Source organism: Devosia sp. ZW T5_3 (assembly GCF_044987315.1).
Classification (GTDB): domain Bacteria; phylum Pseudomonadota; class Alphaproteobacteria; order Rhizobiales; family Devosiaceae; genus Devosia.
On record NZ_JBJDRE010000009.1, the window covers coordinates 100983 to 118667 of the forward strand.

Below are 17685 nucleotides of genomic sequence, written 5' to 3' on the forward strand. Positions count from 1 at the left end.
ACCGCCATGGATGATATCCCGCGCCAACCGCCCGCCCGCTCCGTGTTCAACGGCATGGTGGGCGTTGGCGCGCTCCTGGTGTTCGATGGCAAGGGTGGCGTCACCCGCCACGAGCCCTCGGCGACGGCGCCCGCCGTGCCGCTGCGCGGCTTCAAGCTCATCGTGGGCAATTCAAAATCGCCCGAGTTCAAGGTCTGGCTGCGCGAGGAGCTGGGCGCTTTCAATGCCGATCTGCTGACCGCCCCCTCCACCCGCGCCCGCTGCACGGTGATGGAAGACAAGGCCCTGGTTATGCTCCGCGTCGCCCGTCCCGGCGCCGCGCCCGACGATGTCGGCCGCCAGCTTCTCACTCTGTGGATCGAAAAGGGCCGCGTCATCATCGCGACCGAGCTCAATATTCTCGATTTCCTAGGGCTGCCCCGCTGGGAGCAGTCCCACCACGCCCCGGTCTCCCCCGCCGATCTGGTCGCCCGTCTCGGCCTCCGCGCTGCCGACCGCCTCGAACCGCTGATCGAAATGCTGGGCGACGGCCTCGACGAGATCGAGGAAGCCCTGATCCTCAAGAATCACACCAAGGCCCAGGACAATCTCGAACACCTGCGCCGCACGCTGATCAATTTCCGCCGCCTGGTCTGGCCGCAACGCGACGTGCTCAACACGCTCGAAATCGAAGACCTGTCCTTCTTCACCGCCAAGGATCGCCTGCGCCTGCGTGAAGCCTCGGCCCGCTCCGCCCGCATGGGCGATGAGCTACAGGCCCTGTCCGAACGCGCCGTCCTCGTGCACGAACAGATGATCGACGATCGTGCCGAGCAGATGAACCGCATCATGCTCGTCCTCGCGGCCGTCACCGTGGTCTTCATGCCATTGACGCTGATCACCGGGGCCTTGGGCATGAACGTCTCCGGCATTCCCTTTGCCGATCACGACAGCGCCTTCTGGCTCGTCTGCCTCGGGCTTGTGGCCCTTGCCCTCGGCATCATCTGGTGGATGCGCGGCCGTCACTGGCTCTAGCCTGCGACAAAATGTGACGATTCAGCAACAACGTCGGCGATTCACTTAGCGCGGCAGCCTCGTCAACACTTTCGCGATGTTTCCCGCCACAATCTCACCCTAAACGAGACGGCATAGGCATCTGGGGGCGGATGGTCTGTGGCGATGGCGCGTCAGCGCACGCTTCTACATTCCTCCCCCATGCCGGAACCGGCAGCCGTCTATTTGTGGTCCTGACAGCAAAACAGTCAGGAAACACAAGCAGTTTGAGCCGGGGAGGGTGAGACTTTGGACGTGATTGACCCAGCAGCGACAATTCCTGCCGAGTTTCGGCAAGCCGAGCGCCGAGTTGTGATCGGCACGGCTGGAATCCGGTCACAAACTGGGTTTACCAAAACATTAACGCCTGCTTTCCACGCCGCCTCGCGCGGCAGAAACTGGCTGAAACCAACAAGGGACGCCGCCGGCCGGTCTGGCGCGCCCATCATGAGCCCGGATTTCCGGGCCGCACAAGCGACGCCCGCCTGCTTGACTGCAGGCAAAAGGAGTATGATGCGGACTATTAGGGATACCTCCCTGATCTCCGTTGCGACGGCACTGACGCTCGCCTTGGCGATGTCGATCACGCCCGCGCACGCGCAGACCGCGGCCGATGCCGCGCTGGATATGGCCAATATGCTCGATGGGGCAGGCGGTGGCGTGTCCGGCGATGCCCTGCTCGCCGCCCTCGAAAATGCCGCCGAAGCTGGCCAGCCCATGGCCATGTGGCAGCTCGGTACCATGTATGAAAATGGCGAAGGCGTCGCCAAGGACCCTGCCAAGGCCTTTGGCTATTTCGCCCAGATTGCCAACGAACATGCCGACGCGGCGCCGCGCGGCGTCGAATCCGACATTGTGGCCCAGTCCTTCGTCAAAGTCGGTGATTACTACAAGGAAGGCTTGCCCGACGCCGGCATACCCGCCGATGCCGAGCGCTCGCACGCTCTGCTGCTGCACGCCGCCACCTATTTCGGCGATGCCGATGCCCAATATCGCGTCGGCCTGCTTTACCTCAATGCCGATGAGTTGGGCGTCAATCCGCTGCAAAGCGCCCGCTGGTTCTCACTGGCTGCCCGCAAGGGCCATTGCCCCGCCCAGGCCCAGCTTGGCCGCCTGCTGTTCAACGGCGTCGAAGGCATTGAAGCCCAGCCCATTGAAGGCCTGATGTGGCTCAACCTGGCCCAGCAGCGCTGCACCGGCACCGCCGATGCCGCCTGGATCAACGACCTGATCAACCAAGCCAATTCCATCGCTACGCCCGAACAGCAAGGCGAAGCCACCAAACTCGCCACCAGCATCGCCCCCCAATTCGCGGGCTTCTAAAGTCGAGGTCGAGCAAGGCGGCTGGCATCATCGATGCCGCTGCCACCTCTACGGCGCCGCTCCACGATATCACTCCACCAACCCACAGTGTCATTCCCGCGAAAGCGGGAACCTCTGTTTAGCGACAGCGGAACATGGCCGCTCTTGGTTGGGTATGAATTAGATGACCTCGAACAGGCCCTGTAGAGCCTTGGCAGCCGCCGCGGCCGAATGATCTTGCCTGAATTTCTCAAGGACCACCTCTGTCGGCGCCGTCGCTTGAGAAACCGCCGCTACCAGCTCCGCTCCGCCAAGCTCTCCCGCATAGGATTGGACCGCCGCTCCCAGGACATCACCTAGTTCTAATATCCCCGGGATAGGCCTTGCCAGGATCGGCGTGCCGCGTTCAGCCGCCAGGATTGCGACGCCCGAATTCTCGCCGCCCTTATATGGCAGCACCAGCAGATCCAGCGCCGCCAGGGCCGTGACTAATTCCTGGTCGCTCGCGCGCCTGTCGATGTGAACCAGCATCCGACCCCGTTCCGCCACACGCGCTGCACACGCCTTGATACTGGCGACAAGCCCCGCTTCCTGCGCTTTCCCCGCCAATAAGCCATCCAGTTCACCACCCTCGGCAGCGCCGAAGGCGACCAGGAAATCGTCGATCCCCTTATATGATTTGAGATCGCCAACCATGCCGACGATCTTCCGCCCGGCCGGCAGCCCCAGCGCCAATCGCGCCACCTCCTTGCTCGGGGAGGGGGGATAGTGGTCGCCATAAAGCGGGTGCCGCATGATGACATAGGGCAATTTCTCCAGGCCCGGATGCTGCTCGATGCTCGGCGCCCTGGACCCCTTGGTCAAAAACACCACGCCAGCCAGAAGCCGCACCACAAGCCGCATATAGGCGCGTTCAATCCTTGGCCGAACGCTGTCATGGCTCGTTGAATTATGCGCAATCCAGACAATCTTTGCGCCACGCAGTCTTTGTATGATCAGGGTCAGCAATTGAAAAAAGGACCGCCTGATAGCGATCCCCCACTTTTGCTGGGTGGCCGCTTCCGGCCAGTTTATGAGGACTATGTCGGCTCTGCCAAACACGCCTTGGGCGTGGCTGGGATCAGTCACGGTATAGCCAAGATCCTCCAACGCATCAGACAATATGGCGTTGAAGGGATTTATCTTTGTATTGGAGCGAGCCGGATAAGCGTAAATAACCACGGATAGCCCTTGAACGGCCCGAAGAGTAACGCCCTCAAGAAAGCCCCTGAATTGTGTCTTAGTCTAGCCCGCTAGATATAATGATTTCCGCTGGAACGTGCCGGCCGCTTGCTATGTCCTTCGACAAGCTCAGGGTGAGGTCTACTGAAAAACCGGCCTTAAAGTACACCTTATGGTGAGCCCGTCGAACCACGAGGTCGCGGCACAATGCCCCCACCCACAATGTCATTCCGGCGCAGGCCGGAATCCATGCCGAAGCCTCTCCTCCCCACCGCATCTCCCTCGGGCTCGGCCCGAGGGCCGCTCCCAACACGGCACAAGCGGCGGACGATCCTCGACTGCGCGAACCTCCAACGCAGCCGAAGGCCCCTTCACTCCGCCGACTTGATCACCAACGCCGCAGTCTCCGCCGACAGCGCCTTCACAGCCTTATCCGTCTCCGCCGGCAAATCGGCAAAACTGCACCCAAACGGCACCGGCAGGGACAGGCGCTTGTCCGCCTCATCGTCCCACACCAGCTGCACGTAGGACTTTTTCCCGCGCAGATCGTGATTGAGCCCGACAATCGTTGCCGTCGCCATAGCCACCTCCTCTAAAAGCTGAACTGCCCTTCCACCGGCACGTGATCGCTCGGCTTGTCCCAGCCGCGCACGTCCTTGTGTATGGTGACCCCGTCCAGCCGGTCGGCCGCCTGTGCGGACAGCATCAGGTGATCGATGCGAATGCCCGCATTGCGCCGCCATGCGCCCGCCTGGAAATCCCAGAACGTATAGGCCGGCTCGGCCGTGGTCGCCCGCAATGCGTCGGTCAGGCCCAGATTGGTCAGCGTACGGAATCGCGCCAGGCTTTCCGGGCGGTACAGTGCATCGCCCCACCATGCCTGCGGATCATGCGCATCGATCGGCGCAGGAATGAGGTTGAAGTCGCCCAGCAGCACGAAGGGCTCTTCCAGCGCGAGCCGCTCCTCGACAAAGCTGGTCAGCCGGTCCATCCAGGCGAGCTTATAGGGGAATTTCTCGGAATCGACCGGATTGCCGTTGGGCAGGTAGATATTGCACACCCGGATCGCCCCGGTTTCCACCGAGAACACGCCCTCGATCAGCCGCGCCTGCTCGTCCGAATCGTCGCCCGGCAGCCCGCGCGTCACCTCGTCGAACTTGATCAGCGACAGGATGGCCACGCCATTCCAGCTCTTCTGGCCATGCGTTTCCACATTATAGCCCAGCGCCTCGATCTCGGCCCGCGGAAAGCCTTCGTCGACCGTCTTGATTTCCTGCAGGCACACAATGTCCGGCTTTTCCTGCGCCAGCCAGGTCAGCAGGATTTCTAGCCGCGCCTTGATGCCATTGATGTTCCAGGTCGCAATGCGCATGGCGCTCTCCTTCTGTGTGCGTGCTGTTATTGCACGAAATCGGCATAGACCGCATTGCGCACATTGGTCGGGAATTTGCCCGTGCAGCCTTCCAGTGCAGTATTGCTGACCGACAGCATAACCAGCTCATTTTCCGGGTCCACCAGCCAGGAATGGCCGTAAACCCCACCCCAATTATAGGTGCCGATGGCCGACGGCGTCTCCGCCGCCACCGGATCATCCACAATCGCGCTGAGATAACCAAACCGCTGCCCCTTGGCGTCGCGCGGCAGGTCCCCGATCTGGTTGCGCGTCGCCAGCGCTACCGTCTCCGGCCGCAAAATCCCCTGGCCGCCCAGCCGCAACGCCTCAAACAGCTTCAGCAAATCGCTGGGCGTTCCCGCCATGCCCGCGCCGCCCGATTGGAATGCCTTCTCGTTGAAAATGCGGATCGGCGAAAACAGCACCCCATCGCCATTTTCTCCGATCACCACATGGGTGTCTTCCATCGGCACCGGCTCGTGCGTGTCATCGGCATAGGCCGGGGCGAGGCGGGCGCGGTCGGCCACGAAGAACCCTGTTTCGCTCATGCCCAAAGGCCCGGTGACATAGGCGCGCACCGCGTCCTCCAGCATGCCGCCATGCACCTTGGCCAACACGGCCCCCAGCACGTCGATGGCAAACGAATAGCTCCACGCCGTGCCCGGCTTGAACAGCAGCTTTTGTCGGGCCACAAGCGTCAGGTTGGCCTCGTGATCAAGGTCCGTATTGCCCAGCCCCGTCGTGATCGCCGGATCGTCGGGATAGCCATAGGCCAGTCCTGCAGTATGCGTCAGCAAATGGTGCAGCGTGATCTCGGCAATCGCGCCATCATCCAGCCGTGGCTGGAAATAGGGCAAATAGCTATCCACCCGATCGCTCAGCTTGAGCAGCCCCTTGTCCATCATGGCCAAAGCCGTGGTCGCGACAATCGGCTTGGTCACCGAGGCCAGCCGATAGATCGCGTTTTCCGGCATGGCAATGCCGGCCTCGCGGTCGAAATGCCCCGCCGCGCGCCGATAGATCACCTTGCCCGCCTTGGCGACCAATATCTCGGCCCCGACAATGGATTTCTGCGCAATGGCATCGTCGATAACGCGGCCGACTGAATAAGACATGGCTGTTCTCAAAAGGGTCAAAACGAATGGGCTGGAGCCGGGCGGGCAATCATTTCAGCCCGGCATACACAGCGTCGCGCACCTCATCCTTGAACGGCCCGTCGCAACCCTCAAGCCCGGTATTGGACATCGACACCACCGACAGCCCATTCTCCGGGTCCACAAACCAATTGTGCCCGTAAATGCCGCCCCAGCGATTGGTGCCTCGCGCCGCCGGCGATTGCGCCAGTTTCGGATCATCCAGCCAGGCGCCGAAATAGCTGAATTTCCACCCCGGCGTCTGCGAAAAAGCCAGTTGCGGCGTCTGGTCGGCAAATCCCTCCCGCAGCGTTTCCGGCTTCAGGATCGGGCCGCCACCCGTTCGCAGCGCTTCCAGCAGCGCCATGAAATCCGGCCCCGTGCCCGCCATGCCGCCACCGCCCGATTGAAATGCCTTGGCATCAAATATCCGGCCGGGATCAAACGTCGTCACGCTGCCAAACATGTTCGGCACACTATGCGGATCGCTCATCAACACCGCGCCACCCGGGCTATCCGCATAGGCCGCCGCCAGCCGCGCCTTGTCCGTCACGCCATACCGCGTATCACCCATGCCCAGCGGATCAGTTACATAGCGCCGTGTCGCATCCTCCAGCGTGCCGCCCACGAGCTTGCCGGCAATAAAGCCCAGCACATCAATGGATGGCCCATAAGACCAGGCCGTGCCCGGCGCAAACAGCAAGGGCAGGGCGCCAATCCGCGCCACAATCTCCTCGCCCCCCAAATGCCAGCGATTGACCCCGGCGGCCTGCTCGTCCGCGCTCAAAATCTGCGCGCCATTCAGCCCAGACGTATGCGTCAACAGATGATGGATGGTGATCTCGGGCACGCTGCCATCAGCCAAAGCCGGTTTGAAAGCGGGCAAATGCTTGGTCACCAGATCATCCAGCGCCAGCTTGCCCGCATCCACCAGCGCCAGCACCGTCGCTGCAATTACCGGCTTGGTCAGCGACGACAGCCGGAAAATCGCGTCGAGCGCCATCGCCCGCCCGGCTTCCCGGTCGGCAAATCCTTGTGCTTTTTCGTAGAGAACCTTGCCATCATTGCGGACAATCAGCACCGAACCGACAACGCGCTTTTCCGCGATTGCCCGTGCAACCGTTTGATCCAGACGCTGTTCGATATCCATGCCGATTCCTCCACTTTTGGAGGACGTTAGCCGGGCATTATCGCCAGGGGAAGCTAAACGGCGAAACTCGTGCCGCAGCCGCAGGAGGCAATAGCGTTCGGGTTGCGAATCTCGAAGGCCTGGCCGATCAGGCTATCCACGAAGTCGATTTCCGATCCGCCCATGAATTCCAGGCTCATCGAATCGATCAGCACCACTGCATCGCCCTTTTGCAGAACGATATCGTCGCTGGCCGCCTTTTCCTGTACGAGGTTGTATTCATACTGAAATCCGGAGCAGCCACCGCCCGCCACCGAAATGCGCAACACCGTGCCTTCCGGTTCTTTGGCAAGAATGCGCGACACGCGCTTGGCGGCGCGATCAGTCAGCACGACTTGGGTGGGGGCAAGCATAGCTTCGGTCATTTGCAATCCATGCCGTTCGTAATGTCATAACGGTCAGGCTAAAATAGTAACTCTTGCCGAAAATGAAAAGGGGCTTGTGATCACCGATGAGCGAAACCGCGCCCTACGCATCCAAGCCCGAACTGTCCCTGGGCCGCCTCTATGGCACCGGCCCCAGTCCCACCCGCTCCGAATTCCAGCGCGACCGCGACCGTATCATCCATTCCACCGCCTTCCGCCGCCTGCAGCACAAGACGCAGGTGTTCCTCCATCACGAAGGCCGCCATTTCCGCAATCGGCTGACCCACACGCTCGAAGTCAGCCAGATGGCCCGCTCCATGGCTCGCGCCCTGCGGCTTGACGAAGACCTGGCCGAAGCCGTCGCCCTCAGCCACGATCTGGGCCACACCCCGTTCGGCCATGCCGGCGAACGCGCGCTGCACGCCGCCATGGCCCCCTTCGGCGGCTTCGATCACAATATCCAGGCCATCCGCACCGTCACGCGGCTGGAAAACCGCTATGCCGAGCATGATGGCCTCAACCTCACCTGGGAAACCCTCGAAGGCATCCTCAAGCACAATGGCCCGCTGATCCACCCCGACGGCGCTCCCTATGGCAAATACGCCCATGAAGGCCTCCCCGCCGGACTCGATGACATCCCCGCCATTGCCGACCTGCGCCTCTCCACCCACGCCTCGCTCGAAGCTCAGGCCGCTGCGATTGCTGACGACATCGCCTACAATGCCCACGACATCGACGACGCCTTGCGCGCCGGCCTCATCGTCCTCGATGACCTTGCCGACGTGCCGCTCGCCGGCCCGGTCGTGCGCGAAGTCCTCGCCCGCTACCCCGATATCGCACCCAATCGCCAGGCCCACGAAGTCCAGCGGCGCCTCATCACCCGCTCCATCGAAGACGTCATCGCCACCACCGCCGCCAATATCGCCGCCGCTGGTATCACCACCGTCGAAGACGTCCGCAATGCCGGCAAGACCCTGCTCACCTTCTCCCCCGCCACCACCGAGGCCGAACGCGGCCTCAAGCAATTCCTTTTCGAGCGCGTCTATCGCCATGAATCGGTGATGGTCCCCGTCCGCCAGAGCGAGGCGGTCGTCACCGACCTTTTCGCCCGCTACATGCAATCCCGCGATCTGCCCGGCCGCTGGGGCCTCGCCGTCGCCAATGCGACCACCGACACCGCTCTCGCCCGCATCGTTGCCGACTTCATCGCCGGCATGACCGACCCCTATGCCCTCGACGAATATGCCCGGCTGTTTGACGCTCGGGTGGAATTCCGCTAACCCCGGCTTTCCGCTACTTTCAGGTTTGTCATGGACGTTTTCGCCCTTTTCGCTGCGCGCGTTTCCAACGCCCTCTCGGTTCTCTACCCCGAAGTTGGTGCCGATCTTCTGGCCCGCATCGTGGTCGAGCCGCCGCGAGATAGCGCCCATGGCGATCTCAGCACCAATGCGGCCATGGTCGTCGCCAAGCCCCTGGGCAAGAATCCGCGCGAAATCGCCACCACGCTGGCCGAGCATTTCGGCAAGGACCCTGACGTCACAGCCGTCGAGGTCGCCGGCCCCGGCTTCATCAATTTCCGCCTCGCCACGCCCATCTGGCATCAGGTGCTGCGCTCCATCGCCCAGCAGGGCGATGATTACGGCCGCTCGACGCTAGGGCAGGGGGAAGCGGTCAATATCGAATATGTCTCGGCCAATCCCACCGGCCCCATGCATGTCGGCCACACCCGCGGCGCCGTTTTCGGCGACACGCTGGCCGCGCTCATGGCCTATTCCGGCTACGAAGTGGCCCGCGAATATTACATCAACGACGCCGGCAGCCAGATCGACACGCTCGCCCGCTCCACTTTCCTGCGCTATCGCGAGGCCCTGGGCGAAACCATCGAGATCCCCCCCGGCTTCTACCCCGGCGATTACCTGATCCCGGTCGGACAGGCGCTCAAGGAAGAGTTCGGCACGAGCCTGCTCGACAAGCCTGAGCCCGAAGCCCTGGCTTTGGTCAAGGACCGGGTGCTTGCCGCCATGCTCGAGCTGATCAAGGCAGATCTGGCCAAGCTCAATATCCATCACGATGTCTTCTTCTCCGAGCGGACCCTGCACGGGCAGGGTGGCGCCATCGACACCACGCTCGATTGGCTGCGCCAGGAAGGCATGATCTACGAAGGCCGGCTCGAGCCACCCAAGGGCAAGACCCCGGACGAATGGGAAGATCGCGAGCAGACCCTGTTCCGCGCCACCGATTATGGCGACGATGTCGATCGCCCCCTGATCAAGTCGGACGGGTCCTACACCTATTTCGCCGCCGATATCGCTTATCACCGCAACAAGTTCCTGCGCGGCTTCAAACACATGATCAATGTGCTCGGCGCCGACCATTCCGGCTATGTCAAACGCCTGCAGGCCGCCACCAAAGCCGTCTCGCTCAATGCCGCCGATATGGATGTCCGTATCTGCCAGCTGGTCCGGCTGATGAAGAACGGCGAGCCGTTCAAAATGTCCAAGCGTTCTGGCGATTTGGTGACCCTGGCCGATGTGGTGGATGAAGTGGGTGCCGACGCCACCCGTTTCATGCTGCTGTTCCGGCGCAATGACGCGGCGATGGATTTCGACTTTGCTCTGGTCAAGGAACAGACCCGCGATAATCCGGTCTTCTATGTCCAGTATGCCCACGCTCGGGCCTATTCGATCTTCAAGACCGCCAATCGCGATCTGCCGGCCCTCGATCTGTCGCCCGAAGCGCTGGCCAAGGCCGAAATCGAACTGATCCAGACCCCCGAAGAACTCGACCTCGTGCGGGTTCTGGCCGCCTGGCCGCGCACTGTCACGGCGGCCGCCGTGGCGCATGAACCCCATCGGATCGCCTTCTATGTCCATGACCTGGCTGGCGCCTTCCATAGCTTCTGGGCAAAGGGCAAGGATGATGTATCTTTGCGGTTTGTTAACGCTGACGATCCCAAGCTGACATTGGCTCGACTCGCGCTCGTCGACGCCGTCCGTCAGGTTCTGGTGAATGGCCTAGCAATTCTAGGCGTTTCCGCCCCGACTGAGCTTTCATAATTCGGGCGCATTACTGTGATGACTCGCGGCAAAATGCCTATATTGGGCGCCGTTGCAGTAACCAAGAAGGCGCTGCTTGATGACAACAGCGAAACCGCAGCCAATGGCCGGACAATCTGACGCAGACGACCTGATCGCAGAACTCGCGAAATTGATGGCGCAGGATGCGCGCACGGATACTCCTGCGCCGTCCACCCCTCAGCCAGCTTCCCCTCAGCCCACGCCGTTCCCGGTCCGTATTCCGGGCGGCGAGTCGCCTGCCGCAGCCAGTCCAACGCCCGTGCCGCGTTTCGACTTCAATCGTCCTGCCGAAACGCCTCCGGCGCCGCAGCCGGTTGCGCAACAGCCTGTTCCGCCGCGGCGCGAGCCTGAACAAAGCCCTGCCGCGCCGGTCGTTACCGCCAAGCCGGTCGAGACACCAGCGCCCGCTGCTCCAGCCCCGGCCGCGCCGGCTCCCGCCGAAGCCAGGCGCGAGCCCGATGCGTTCAATTTTGACCTGGATTTCGCACCCAAATCCTCCCCGGTCAGCTCTCCTGTGCCGCAGGCCCCCAAGCCCGCGCCGCAGCCGACCGTTGCCGCACCTGCCGCGGCTTCCGCGCCCACCAGCAGCGACTATGACAGCATTGCCGATCTGATCGCCGCTGAGCTGCTGGGCGATACCCAGGCCGAACCCACGCCCGTAGCTGCTCCCGCCGCGCCGGTGGCGACCGCTCCCACGCCACAGGCGGCCCGTCCGGCCGTCTCGGGCGGTCTTGTCGTCGATCAGGATGAGCGCCGCCAGCCCAGCTTCGGCAGCCCGCAGCCCGCGCCTAAGCCGCAGGCCGACAGCTTCAAGATTCCGCCGGTGTTCGGCCTGGGCTCGCGCCCGGCAACGCCTGCTGCCGTTGCGCCCACGCCGACGCCGTCCGAGCCGCGCATCGAGGCCCCGATTACAGCAACGCCTGCCGCCGTTGAAAGCGCTGCTGACGATACACTCGGCTCCGATCCGATTGACGAAATCGAAAACCTGATCGGCCGCGCCGTCCGCGTCGATTCCGATGCGCCCGCCCCAGTCAGGTCCGCCGAAGAGCGGCCCCTGGCCAGTCCTGCGCTACGCAGTCTTGCCACGCCCACGCTGGCGCAGCAGTCGGCCGCCCGCTCGCCACGCCCCGTTTCGGACGTCGATGAGACCATTTTGGCCGCCGCCGCCGCGACCGGCGCCGATATCGGCTGGGTCGAAACGGCAGATGCTGAAGAGGCCAAGCCCGGTAAGCGCCGGGTCAAGGCTGAACGCGCTCCGCGCGCGCCGCGCAGTTTCAATTTTTCCCGCGCGCTGGCCGGTCCGGTCGTCGCCGTCGTGCTGCTCGCGCTCGCTGGCTTTGGTCTCTATTGGGTCTTGGGCATGGGCGGGGAAAGTGGTCCGCCACCCGTACTCACGGCCGACGCCACCCCGATCAAGGAAACCCCCGCTGCCCAACCGGCAACGGCCGCTGCCAACCAATCGGTGGTCTTCAACGAAATCGACGGCGTCCAGCCCGGTAGCGACGAGCAATTGGTCTCGCGCGATCAGGCCGACGTCAACGAAGTGACCCAGGTCGCCTCCACGCCATCCGTCAGCGAAGAAGGCTTGGCCAATCGCAAGGTCCGTACCGTCACCGTGCGTCCCGATGGCACCATTGTCAGCGGCGAGGAAACCGTTGCCGGTTCGGCCATTCTGCCGGTCGATCGTCCCAATGTGCCCGCCGTCCCCGGCGCTGAAACCGCCAGCCCCGAATTGCTCGCCGCTGCCGCCCAGCCCGAACCGACGCCCACGCCGGCTCCCACTCCCGTGGTCCCGCCCGTGACGCCGGTAACCCCTGGCTCCACCGTTCCGGCCGTTGATGCCGCCGGTAATCCGATCGCGGGCAAGACCACCATCGTGCCGCGCACCCGTCCGGCCAGCTTCGCTCAGCAGACGGCCTCCGCGGCTCCTGCCACCACGGTCGATGCCATCATCAACAATGCCGCTGAACCTGCCGCAACGCCCGCACCGACACCGGCACCGGCTGCCAGTACCGCCGCTATCCCGGCCGGCGCCACCGAAGTCGAAGCGCTGCCCAACGACGCTCCCGCCTATGTCCAGCTCGCCTCCCAGCGCAGCGAAGCCGAAGCCCGCCAGACGGCCCAGGCCATGGTCTCCCGCTTTGGCCCGCTCTTTGGCGGCGCCAATATGGAAGTCCAGCGCGTCGACCTTGGCGCCCGCGGCGTCTTCTACCGCGTCCGCGTCCCCGCCAACTCCATCCAGTCGGCCAACGACATGTGCACCCAAGTCAAAGCCGCCGGCGGCGACTGCTTCACGATGTAAATGAGGGTGTCCCGGGCCTAGTACCGGGGCACAACCCAATCAGGAATGGGTGCGGTGCTTGACGCTGCTTGGTCCAAAGGCCAAGGATTGTTGCATATTTTGCAAGGCGGCCACCGACTGACATGACGAGCCCACAGACCGATTGGTTCGATACGCCGGCGGCGCCAGCCGACGAAGACGTCATGTATGTCGATGTCGATGGCTATGAAGGCCCGCTCGATCTGCTGCTCGATCTGGCCCGCCGCCAGAAGGTCGATCTGGCCGCCATTTCCGTGCTGGCCCTGGCCGAGCAATATCTCAAATTCATCGAGACCGTCCGCGAGAAGCGCATCGAGGTCGCTGCCGATTATCTCGTCATGGCCGCCTGGCTCGCCTATCTCAAAAGCCGCCTCATGGTGCCCCAGGCGCCCAGCGACGAAGAACCGTCCGGCGAAATGCTCGCCGCCATGCTGCAATTCCGCCTCAAGCGCCTCGAAGCCATGCGCCGTGCCGCCAGCCAGTTGATGAATCGCCCGCGCCTCGGCTTCCAGATCTACGCCCGCGGCGAGCCCGAACCCATCGAGATCAATCGCAAGAGCCTGTGGGAAGCCTCGCTCTACGACCTGCTCAAGGCCTATGCCGGTCAGCGCGAACGCGGCGCCACCACCGACTATACCCCCCTGCAACGCACCGTCTGGTCGCTGCAGGAGGCGCGAGATATCCTCCAGCGCCTGATCGGTGATAGTTTCGAATGGGTCGCCATGGACACTTACCTTGCCGAATATCTGGCGACCCCGGCCGAACGCACCACCGTTCGCGCGTCCACTTTCGCCTCCAGCCTTGAGCTGGTGCGCCTGGGCAAGATCGATCTGCGCCAAACCGAGACATTCGGGCCGCTTTTCATGCGCCGCCGCAAGAGTGACACGCCGTGAGTGAAGTCACCGAGCGGCATTTGCGCATTCTCGAAGCGCTGCTTTTTGCGTCTAAGGAGCCTCTCGATGCTAACAGTCTGTTAGCATATTTGGGTGAAGGGGCAGATGTTGCTGCGCTTCTGCTGGAGCTGCAATCGCGCTATGCCAGCCGGGGTGTAAACCTCGTACGTCGTGCCGATAAATGGGCTTTCCGCACCGCCGAAGACCTCGGCTTCCTGCTCCGCCGCGAAGAACAGGAAACCCGCCCGCTCTCCCGCGCGGCGCTGGAAACCCTCGCCATCATCGCCTATCACCAGCCCGCCACCCGCGCCGAAATCGAAGAAGTCCGCGGCGTCGCCACCGGCAAGGGCACCATCGATCTGCTGCTCGAAGCCGGCTGGATTCGCATGCGTGGCCGCCGCCGCACCCCCGGCCGTCCCGTAACCTACGGAACGACCGAGGCTTTTCTCGATCACTTCGGCCTCGAAGCCCTGGGCGACCTCCCCGGCCTCGACGAGCTCAAAGGCTCGGGCCTCCTCTCCAACCGCCTCCCGCCCAGCCTGCAAATCCCGCTCCCCTTCGAAGGCGCCCTGCGCGACGACGAAGACCCGCTCGAGCCCGGCGACGAAGACCTCGAGGACAATTCATAGTGCCGAATTCCACCGAACTGCGCAGCTGGGGCGCCCGCGGCACTGCCGGGGTCAGCTTCGCCGCCACCCTCGAATTCGCCGAGGTCTCCGTTCACCTCGGGGGCAGGGTGGTGCTCGATCAATTCTCCCTCCGCCTCGAGCCCGGCGAGATTGTTTGCCTGCTCGGGGAATCAGGCTCGGGCAAATCCACCGCCCTCCGCGTCGCCGCCGGCATCCAGCCCGTTCACGCCGGCGCCCTGCTGATCAATGGTCAAACCGTCTCGTCTCCCGGCGCCACCACCTCGCCCGACCGGCGGGGAATTGGCCTGATGTTTCAGGATTTTGCGCTTTTCCCTCACCTTACGGTTCTACAAAACGTACTGTTCGGCCTGCGCCGCCTCGGCCGCACCGCCGCTCTGGCCCAAGCCCGCTCGGCCCTCCACCGCGTCGGCCTGGGCGCCCGCGGGGCCGACTATCCCCACATGCTGTCCGGCGGCCAGCAACAGCGCCTGGCGCTCGCCCGCAGCGTCGCGCCCCGCCCCGCAGTGCTCCTGCTCGACGAGCCATTTTCCAGTCTCGACGCACGTTTGCGTGAAACGGTGCGCGAAGAAACCCTCGCCGTCCTCCGCGAAACTCACGCCACCAGCCTCGTCGTCACCCACGATCCCGAGGAAGCCATGGTCCTGGGCGACCGTGTCGCCTTGCTCCGTCAGGGCCGCATCGCCCAGATCGGCACCGCCGCCGAAATCTACCGTCACCCCGTCGATCTCAACGCCGCGCGCTTCTTTTCCCCGCTCAGCGAAATCGAATCCATCGTCGTCAACGGCCGGGCGCTCACGCCTTTAGGCCCTGTTGCCACGCCGGGTTTGGTTGATGGCACGGCCGTCACCATCGCCATCCGCCCCACCGGCGGCGCTGATTTATCCACCTCCGGCCCCGGCACGCCGGGCCGCCTGGTCGCCAAGCGCGACGCCATCGGCATCGATATCTGCGAGGTCAAGGTGAATGGGATCGAGGCACCATTGGTTCTGCGCCAGCCCGCCAGAGCCGACATTGCTGTGGGCCAAGACGTGTTCATAACTCTCAACGAGGAACACGTTCTTGTGTTTGGCCGAGATTAAACCTATTTCTCGCTATATCTATCGCGTGTCACGCGTCTGAAAGTCTAGGGAGTCCAATATGCACGCGCCAGGAATTTGGGGCATTCTCGTTATCGCCGTTGTTGTCGTGCTGCTGTTCGGCCGCGGCAAGATTTCCGGAATGATGGGTGAAGTCGCCTCCGGCATCAAAGCCTTCCAGAAGGGCATGCGCGATGAAGAGACCAAGCCGGCGGAACGGGTTACCACCTCTGCCGAAGTCGATGCTCGCGAAGTAGACCGTAGCAAGGACGCTTGATTGCGTCCTGCTCGCTGCGGCCCACGGCTCGCCCGCGGCCGAAGGGCCGCGCTGCCTTCTAAGGAATAGAACACTATGCTCGGCTTGGGCTGGACAGAGATGCTGGTCATCGGTCTTGCGGCGCTGATTTTCATCGGCCCCAAAGACCTGCCTGTGGTGATGAACCGCGTCGGCAAGGTGATCGGCCAAATTCGCCGCATGGGCAATGAGTTCCAGCGCGAGATCAACAAGACCACGGGTCTTGATGAAGTGCGTAATCTGCGCAATTCGCTGACCAGCCCGCTCAAGAAGACCGCCGAGGAAATCCGGCGCGAATTCAATACCATCACCCCGACCGGGCAGAAGCCGAGCGGCATTATCAAGCCGGCTGATCCCAAGGTCGAAAGCGTAGTGGACGAGATCAAGGCCGCCGCTGGCATCGCAGCGCCTGCGGCCGCGGCTGCTCCGCTGATGACCACCACCGAAGCGGTTGCCGCGCCCAAAAAGGCGTCGCCTAAACCCAAGGCCCCGGTTAAGGCGAAAGCCGCTCCGACCCGCCCGGTGATCACCACCCAATTGGCGCCCTTGCCGACCGAAACCGCCAAAGCAGCGGCTCCTAAAAAGCCACGTAAAGCGGCTGCGAAGCCTGTCGCTGCCGAAGTCGCCGCACCGGAAGAGACCAAGCCAGCGCCCGCCAAGCGTGTCGCCCCCAAGCCGGCAGCAAATGCCAAGCCCAAAGCTGCAGCAAAGCCTAAAGCTGCCGCCAAGCCCAAGCCGCCCGCAACCGAAGCGAAAGCCGGAAACCAATAGACCATGGCCGACGCCACTCCGCAGATCGAAGACAAGAGCAAGCCGGTCGAAGACGAACTGGCCGGTAGCGAAGCCCCGCTCCTCGAGCACCTGATCGAGCTGCGCAAGCGGCTGATTTATTCGGCGGTGGCGATCATCGTGCTGATGGTCATCTGCTTCATTTTCGCGCGCAATATCTATGATGCGCTGCTGATCCCCTATCTGCGGGCCATTCCCAATGCCGAGCTGATCTATACGGCGCCCCAGGAATTGTTCTTCACCTATCTGAACGTGGCTCTGTTTGGCGCCATTTTCCTCGGCTTCCCCGTGGTCGCGAGCCAAATCTACATGTTCGTGGCGCCCGGCCTCTACAAGCACGAGCGCAAGGCGTTTATTCCCTATCTCGTTGCCACGCCGATCTTCTTCATCGCCGGTGCGGCGCTTGTCTATTTTGCTGTGCTGCCCATGGCGCTGCATTTCTTCGCCAGCATGCAGACCGAAGACATCAAGATGCTGACCAGCGTGTCCGAATACCTTGGTCTCGCCATGCTGCTGATCCTGGCGTTCGGCGCCTGTTTCCAGCTGCCCGTCGTGCTGACCCTGCTGGCCCAGATCGATCTTGTGCATGTCGATATGCTCAAGAAGGGGCGCCGCTACGCCATTGTGGCCATCCTGGTGTTCGCCGCGCTGATCACGCCGCCCGATCCGATTTCCCAGATCGGTCTTGCCGTGCCCATGTACCTGCTCTACGAACTCTCGATCCTGTCCGTGCGCATGGTCGAGCGTCGGCGCGCCGCAGCGGCTGCCGCATCTTCCGCGACCGATCTGAGCCCGAGCGACGAGTCTTCGTCCTAGGATCAAAATTTACGGACCTCGTCCAGCGCGTTGCGACGGAGGAGGTCGTGGCAGCGTTCTGTCATGCTCTGATGGTTTCTCGGGCGCGCCATCAGGCCCAGTGCTCCAGCCCTGCAAACCAGAGAGGCGGGCGA

The 17685-nt window shown here is 63.1% G+C and carries 17 protein-coding genes; 11 read left to right on the forward strand and 6 right to left on the reverse strand.

The window, feature by feature from the left end; genetic code table 11:
• The first annotated feature begins 6 nt into the window (after positions 1–6).
• On the forward strand, positions 7–1014 hold the full coding sequence (locus ACI3KW_RS12930) for a CorA family divalent cation transporter (RefSeq protein WP_113120613.1): 1008 nt from the start codon (positions 7–9) through the stop codon (positions 1012–1014).
• 531 nt (positions 1015–1545) lie between these two features.
• Positions 1546–2355: a tetratricopeptide repeat protein gene (locus ACI3KW_RS12935; protein WP_404848415.1), complete on the forward strand. Its 810-nt coding sequence runs from the start codon at positions 1546–1548 to the stop codon at positions 2353–2355.
• 159 nt (positions 2356–2514) lie between these two features.
• Here ACI3KW_RS12935 and ACI3KW_RS12940 read toward each other — a convergent pair whose 3' ends face one another.
• The 6 genes from ACI3KW_RS12940 to ACI3KW_RS12965 form a co-directional block, all read right to left on the reverse strand.
• Complete coding sequence (locus ACI3KW_RS12940; RefSeq protein WP_404848416.1) at positions 2515–3555, reverse strand: hypothetical protein; 1041 nt, start codon at positions 3553–3555, stop codon at positions 2515–2517.
• A gap of 371 nt (positions 3556–3926) precedes the next feature.
• Positions 3927–4136: a hypothetical protein gene (locus ACI3KW_RS12945; protein ID WP_404848417.1), complete on the reverse strand. Its 210-nt coding sequence runs from the start codon at positions 4134–4136 to the stop codon at positions 3927–3929.
• An 11-nt stretch (positions 4137–4147) separates the two neighbouring features.
• Entirely contained in the window at positions 4148–4927 is a 780-nt protein-coding gene (gene xth / locus ACI3KW_RS12950; protein ID WP_113120610.1) for an exodeoxyribonuclease III, read from the reverse strand.
• 26 nt (positions 4928–4953) lie between these two features.
• A complete protein-coding gene (locus ACI3KW_RS12955; protein WP_404848418.1) occupies positions 4954–6063 on the reverse strand; it encodes a serine hydrolase domain-containing protein in 1110 nt (369 codons plus the stop codon).
• Positions 6064–6112: 49 nt separating this feature from the next.
• On the reverse strand, positions 6113–7231 hold the full coding sequence (locus ACI3KW_RS12960; protein ID WP_404848419.1) for a serine hydrolase domain-containing protein: 1119 nt from the start codon (positions 7229–7231) through the stop codon (positions 6113–6115).
• Between the two features lie 53 nt (positions 7232–7284).
• Positions 7285–7635, reverse strand: coding sequence for a HesB/IscA family protein (locus ACI3KW_RS12965; protein ID WP_404848420.1), 351 nt, complete (start codon positions 7633–7635; stop codon positions 7285–7287).
• 86 nt (positions 7636–7721) lie between these two features.
• On the opposite strand from ACI3KW_RS12965, the gene ACI3KW_RS12970 reads away from it, so the two are divergent.
• From ACI3KW_RS12970 to tatC, 9 genes are all read left to right on the forward strand, one after another.
• Positions 7722–8915 (forward strand): deoxyguanosinetriphosphate triphosphohydrolase, encoded by a 1194-nt coding sequence (locus tag ACI3KW_RS12970; protein WP_404848421.1) that lies wholly within the window; start codon positions 7722–7724, stop codon positions 8913–8915.
• 30 nt (positions 8916–8945) lie between these two features.
• Positions 8946–10691 (forward strand): arginine--tRNA ligase, encoded by a 1746-nt coding sequence (gene argS / locus ACI3KW_RS12975; RefSeq protein WP_404848422.1) that lies wholly within the window; start codon positions 8946–8948, stop codon positions 10689–10691.
• Between the two features lie 280 nt (positions 10692–10971).
• Complete coding sequence (locus ACI3KW_RS12980) at positions 10972–13014, forward strand: SPOR domain-containing protein (RefSeq protein WP_404848423.1); 2043 nt, start codon at positions 10972–10974, stop codon at positions 13012–13014.
• Positions 13015–13136: 122 nt separating this feature from the next.
• A complete protein-coding gene (locus ACI3KW_RS12985) occupies positions 13137–13925 on the forward strand; it encodes a ScpA family protein (RefSeq protein WP_262168227.1) in 789 nt (262 codons plus the stop codon).
• Positions 13922–14554, forward strand: a complete 633-nt coding sequence (gene scpB / locus ACI3KW_RS12990; RefSeq protein WP_113120603.1) for an SMC-Scp complex subunit ScpB — start codon at positions 13922–13924, stop codon at positions 14552–14554. The genes ACI3KW_RS12985 and scpB overlap by 4 nt, the downstream gene beginning before the upstream one ends.
• Positions 14554–15654, forward strand: coding sequence for an ABC transporter ATP-binding protein (locus ACI3KW_RS12995; RefSeq protein ID WP_404848424.1), 1101 nt, complete (start codon positions 14554–14556; stop codon positions 15652–15654). Before scpB ends, ACI3KW_RS12995 begins: the two co-directional genes overlap by 1 nt.
• Positions 15655–15712: 58 nt before the next feature.
• Positions 15713–15928 (forward strand): twin-arginine translocase TatA/TatE family subunit, encoded by a 216-nt coding sequence (gene tatA / locus ACI3KW_RS13000; RefSeq protein ID WP_035098482.1) that lies wholly within the window; start codon positions 15713–15715, stop codon positions 15926–15928.
• Positions 15929–16003: 75 nt separating this feature from the next.
• Positions 16004–16717, forward strand: coding sequence for a Sec-independent protein translocase protein TatB (gene tatB, locus ACI3KW_RS13005; RefSeq protein WP_404848425.1), 714 nt, complete (start codon positions 16004–16006; stop codon positions 16715–16717).
• Positions 16718–16720: 3 nt separating this feature from the next.
• Entirely contained in the window at positions 16721–17551 is an 831-nt protein-coding gene (gene tatC, locus ACI3KW_RS13010; protein WP_404848426.1) for a twin-arginine translocase subunit TatC, read from the forward strand.
• The last annotated feature ends 134 nt before the right edge of the window (positions 17552–17685 follow it).

Bases quoted from the DNA above. Each gene is read 5' to 3' on its own strand.
- ACI3KW_RS12930 (WP_113120613.1), top strand. From the start codon at position 7: ATGGATGATATCCCGCGCCAACCGCCCGCCCGCTCCGTGTTCAACGGC.
- ACI3KW_RS12935 (WP_404848415.1), top strand. From the start codon at position 1,546: ATGCGGACTATTAGGGATACCTCCCTGATCTCCGTTGCGACGGCACTG.
- ACI3KW_RS12945 (WP_404848417.1), bottom strand. From the start codon at position 4,136: ATGGCGACGGCAACGATTGTCGGGCTCAATCACGATCTGCGCGGGAAA.
- xth (WP_113120610.1), bottom strand. From the start codon at position 4,927: ATGCGCATTGCGACCTGGAACATCAATGGCATCAAGGCGCGGCTAGAA.
- ACI3KW_RS12955 (WP_404848418.1), bottom strand. From the start codon at position 6,063: ATGTCTTATTCAGTCGGCCGCGTTATCGACGATGCCATTGCGCAGAAA.
- ACI3KW_RS12960 (WP_404848419.1), bottom strand. From the start codon at position 7,231: ATGGATATCGAACAGCGTCTGGATCAAACGGTTGCACGGGCAATCGCG.
- ACI3KW_RS12965 (WP_404848420.1), bottom strand. From the start codon at position 7,635: ATGACCGAAGCTATGCTTGCCCCCACCCAAGTCGTGCTGACTGATCGC.
- ACI3KW_RS12970 (WP_404848421.1), top strand. From the start codon at position 7,722: ATGAGCGAAACCGCGCCCTACGCATCCAAGCCCGAACTGTCCCTGGGC.
- argS (WP_404848422.1), top strand. From the start codon at position 8,946: ATGGACGTTTTCGCCCTTTTCGCTGCGCGCGTTTCCAACGCCCTCTCG.
- ACI3KW_RS12985 (WP_262168227.1), top strand. From the start codon at position 13,137: ATGACGAGCCCACAGACCGATTGGTTCGATACGCCGGCGGCGCCAGCC.
- tatA (WP_035098482.1), top strand. From the start codon at position 15,713: ATGCACGCGCCAGGAATTTGGGGCATTCTCGTTATCGCCGTTGTTGTC.
- tatB (WP_404848425.1), top strand. From the start codon at position 16,004: ATGCTCGGCTTGGGCTGGACAGAGATGCTGGTCATCGGTCTTGCGGCG.
- tatC (WP_404848426.1), top strand. From the start codon at position 16,721: ATGGCCGACGCCACTCCGCAGATCGAAGACAAGAGCAAGCCGGTCGAA.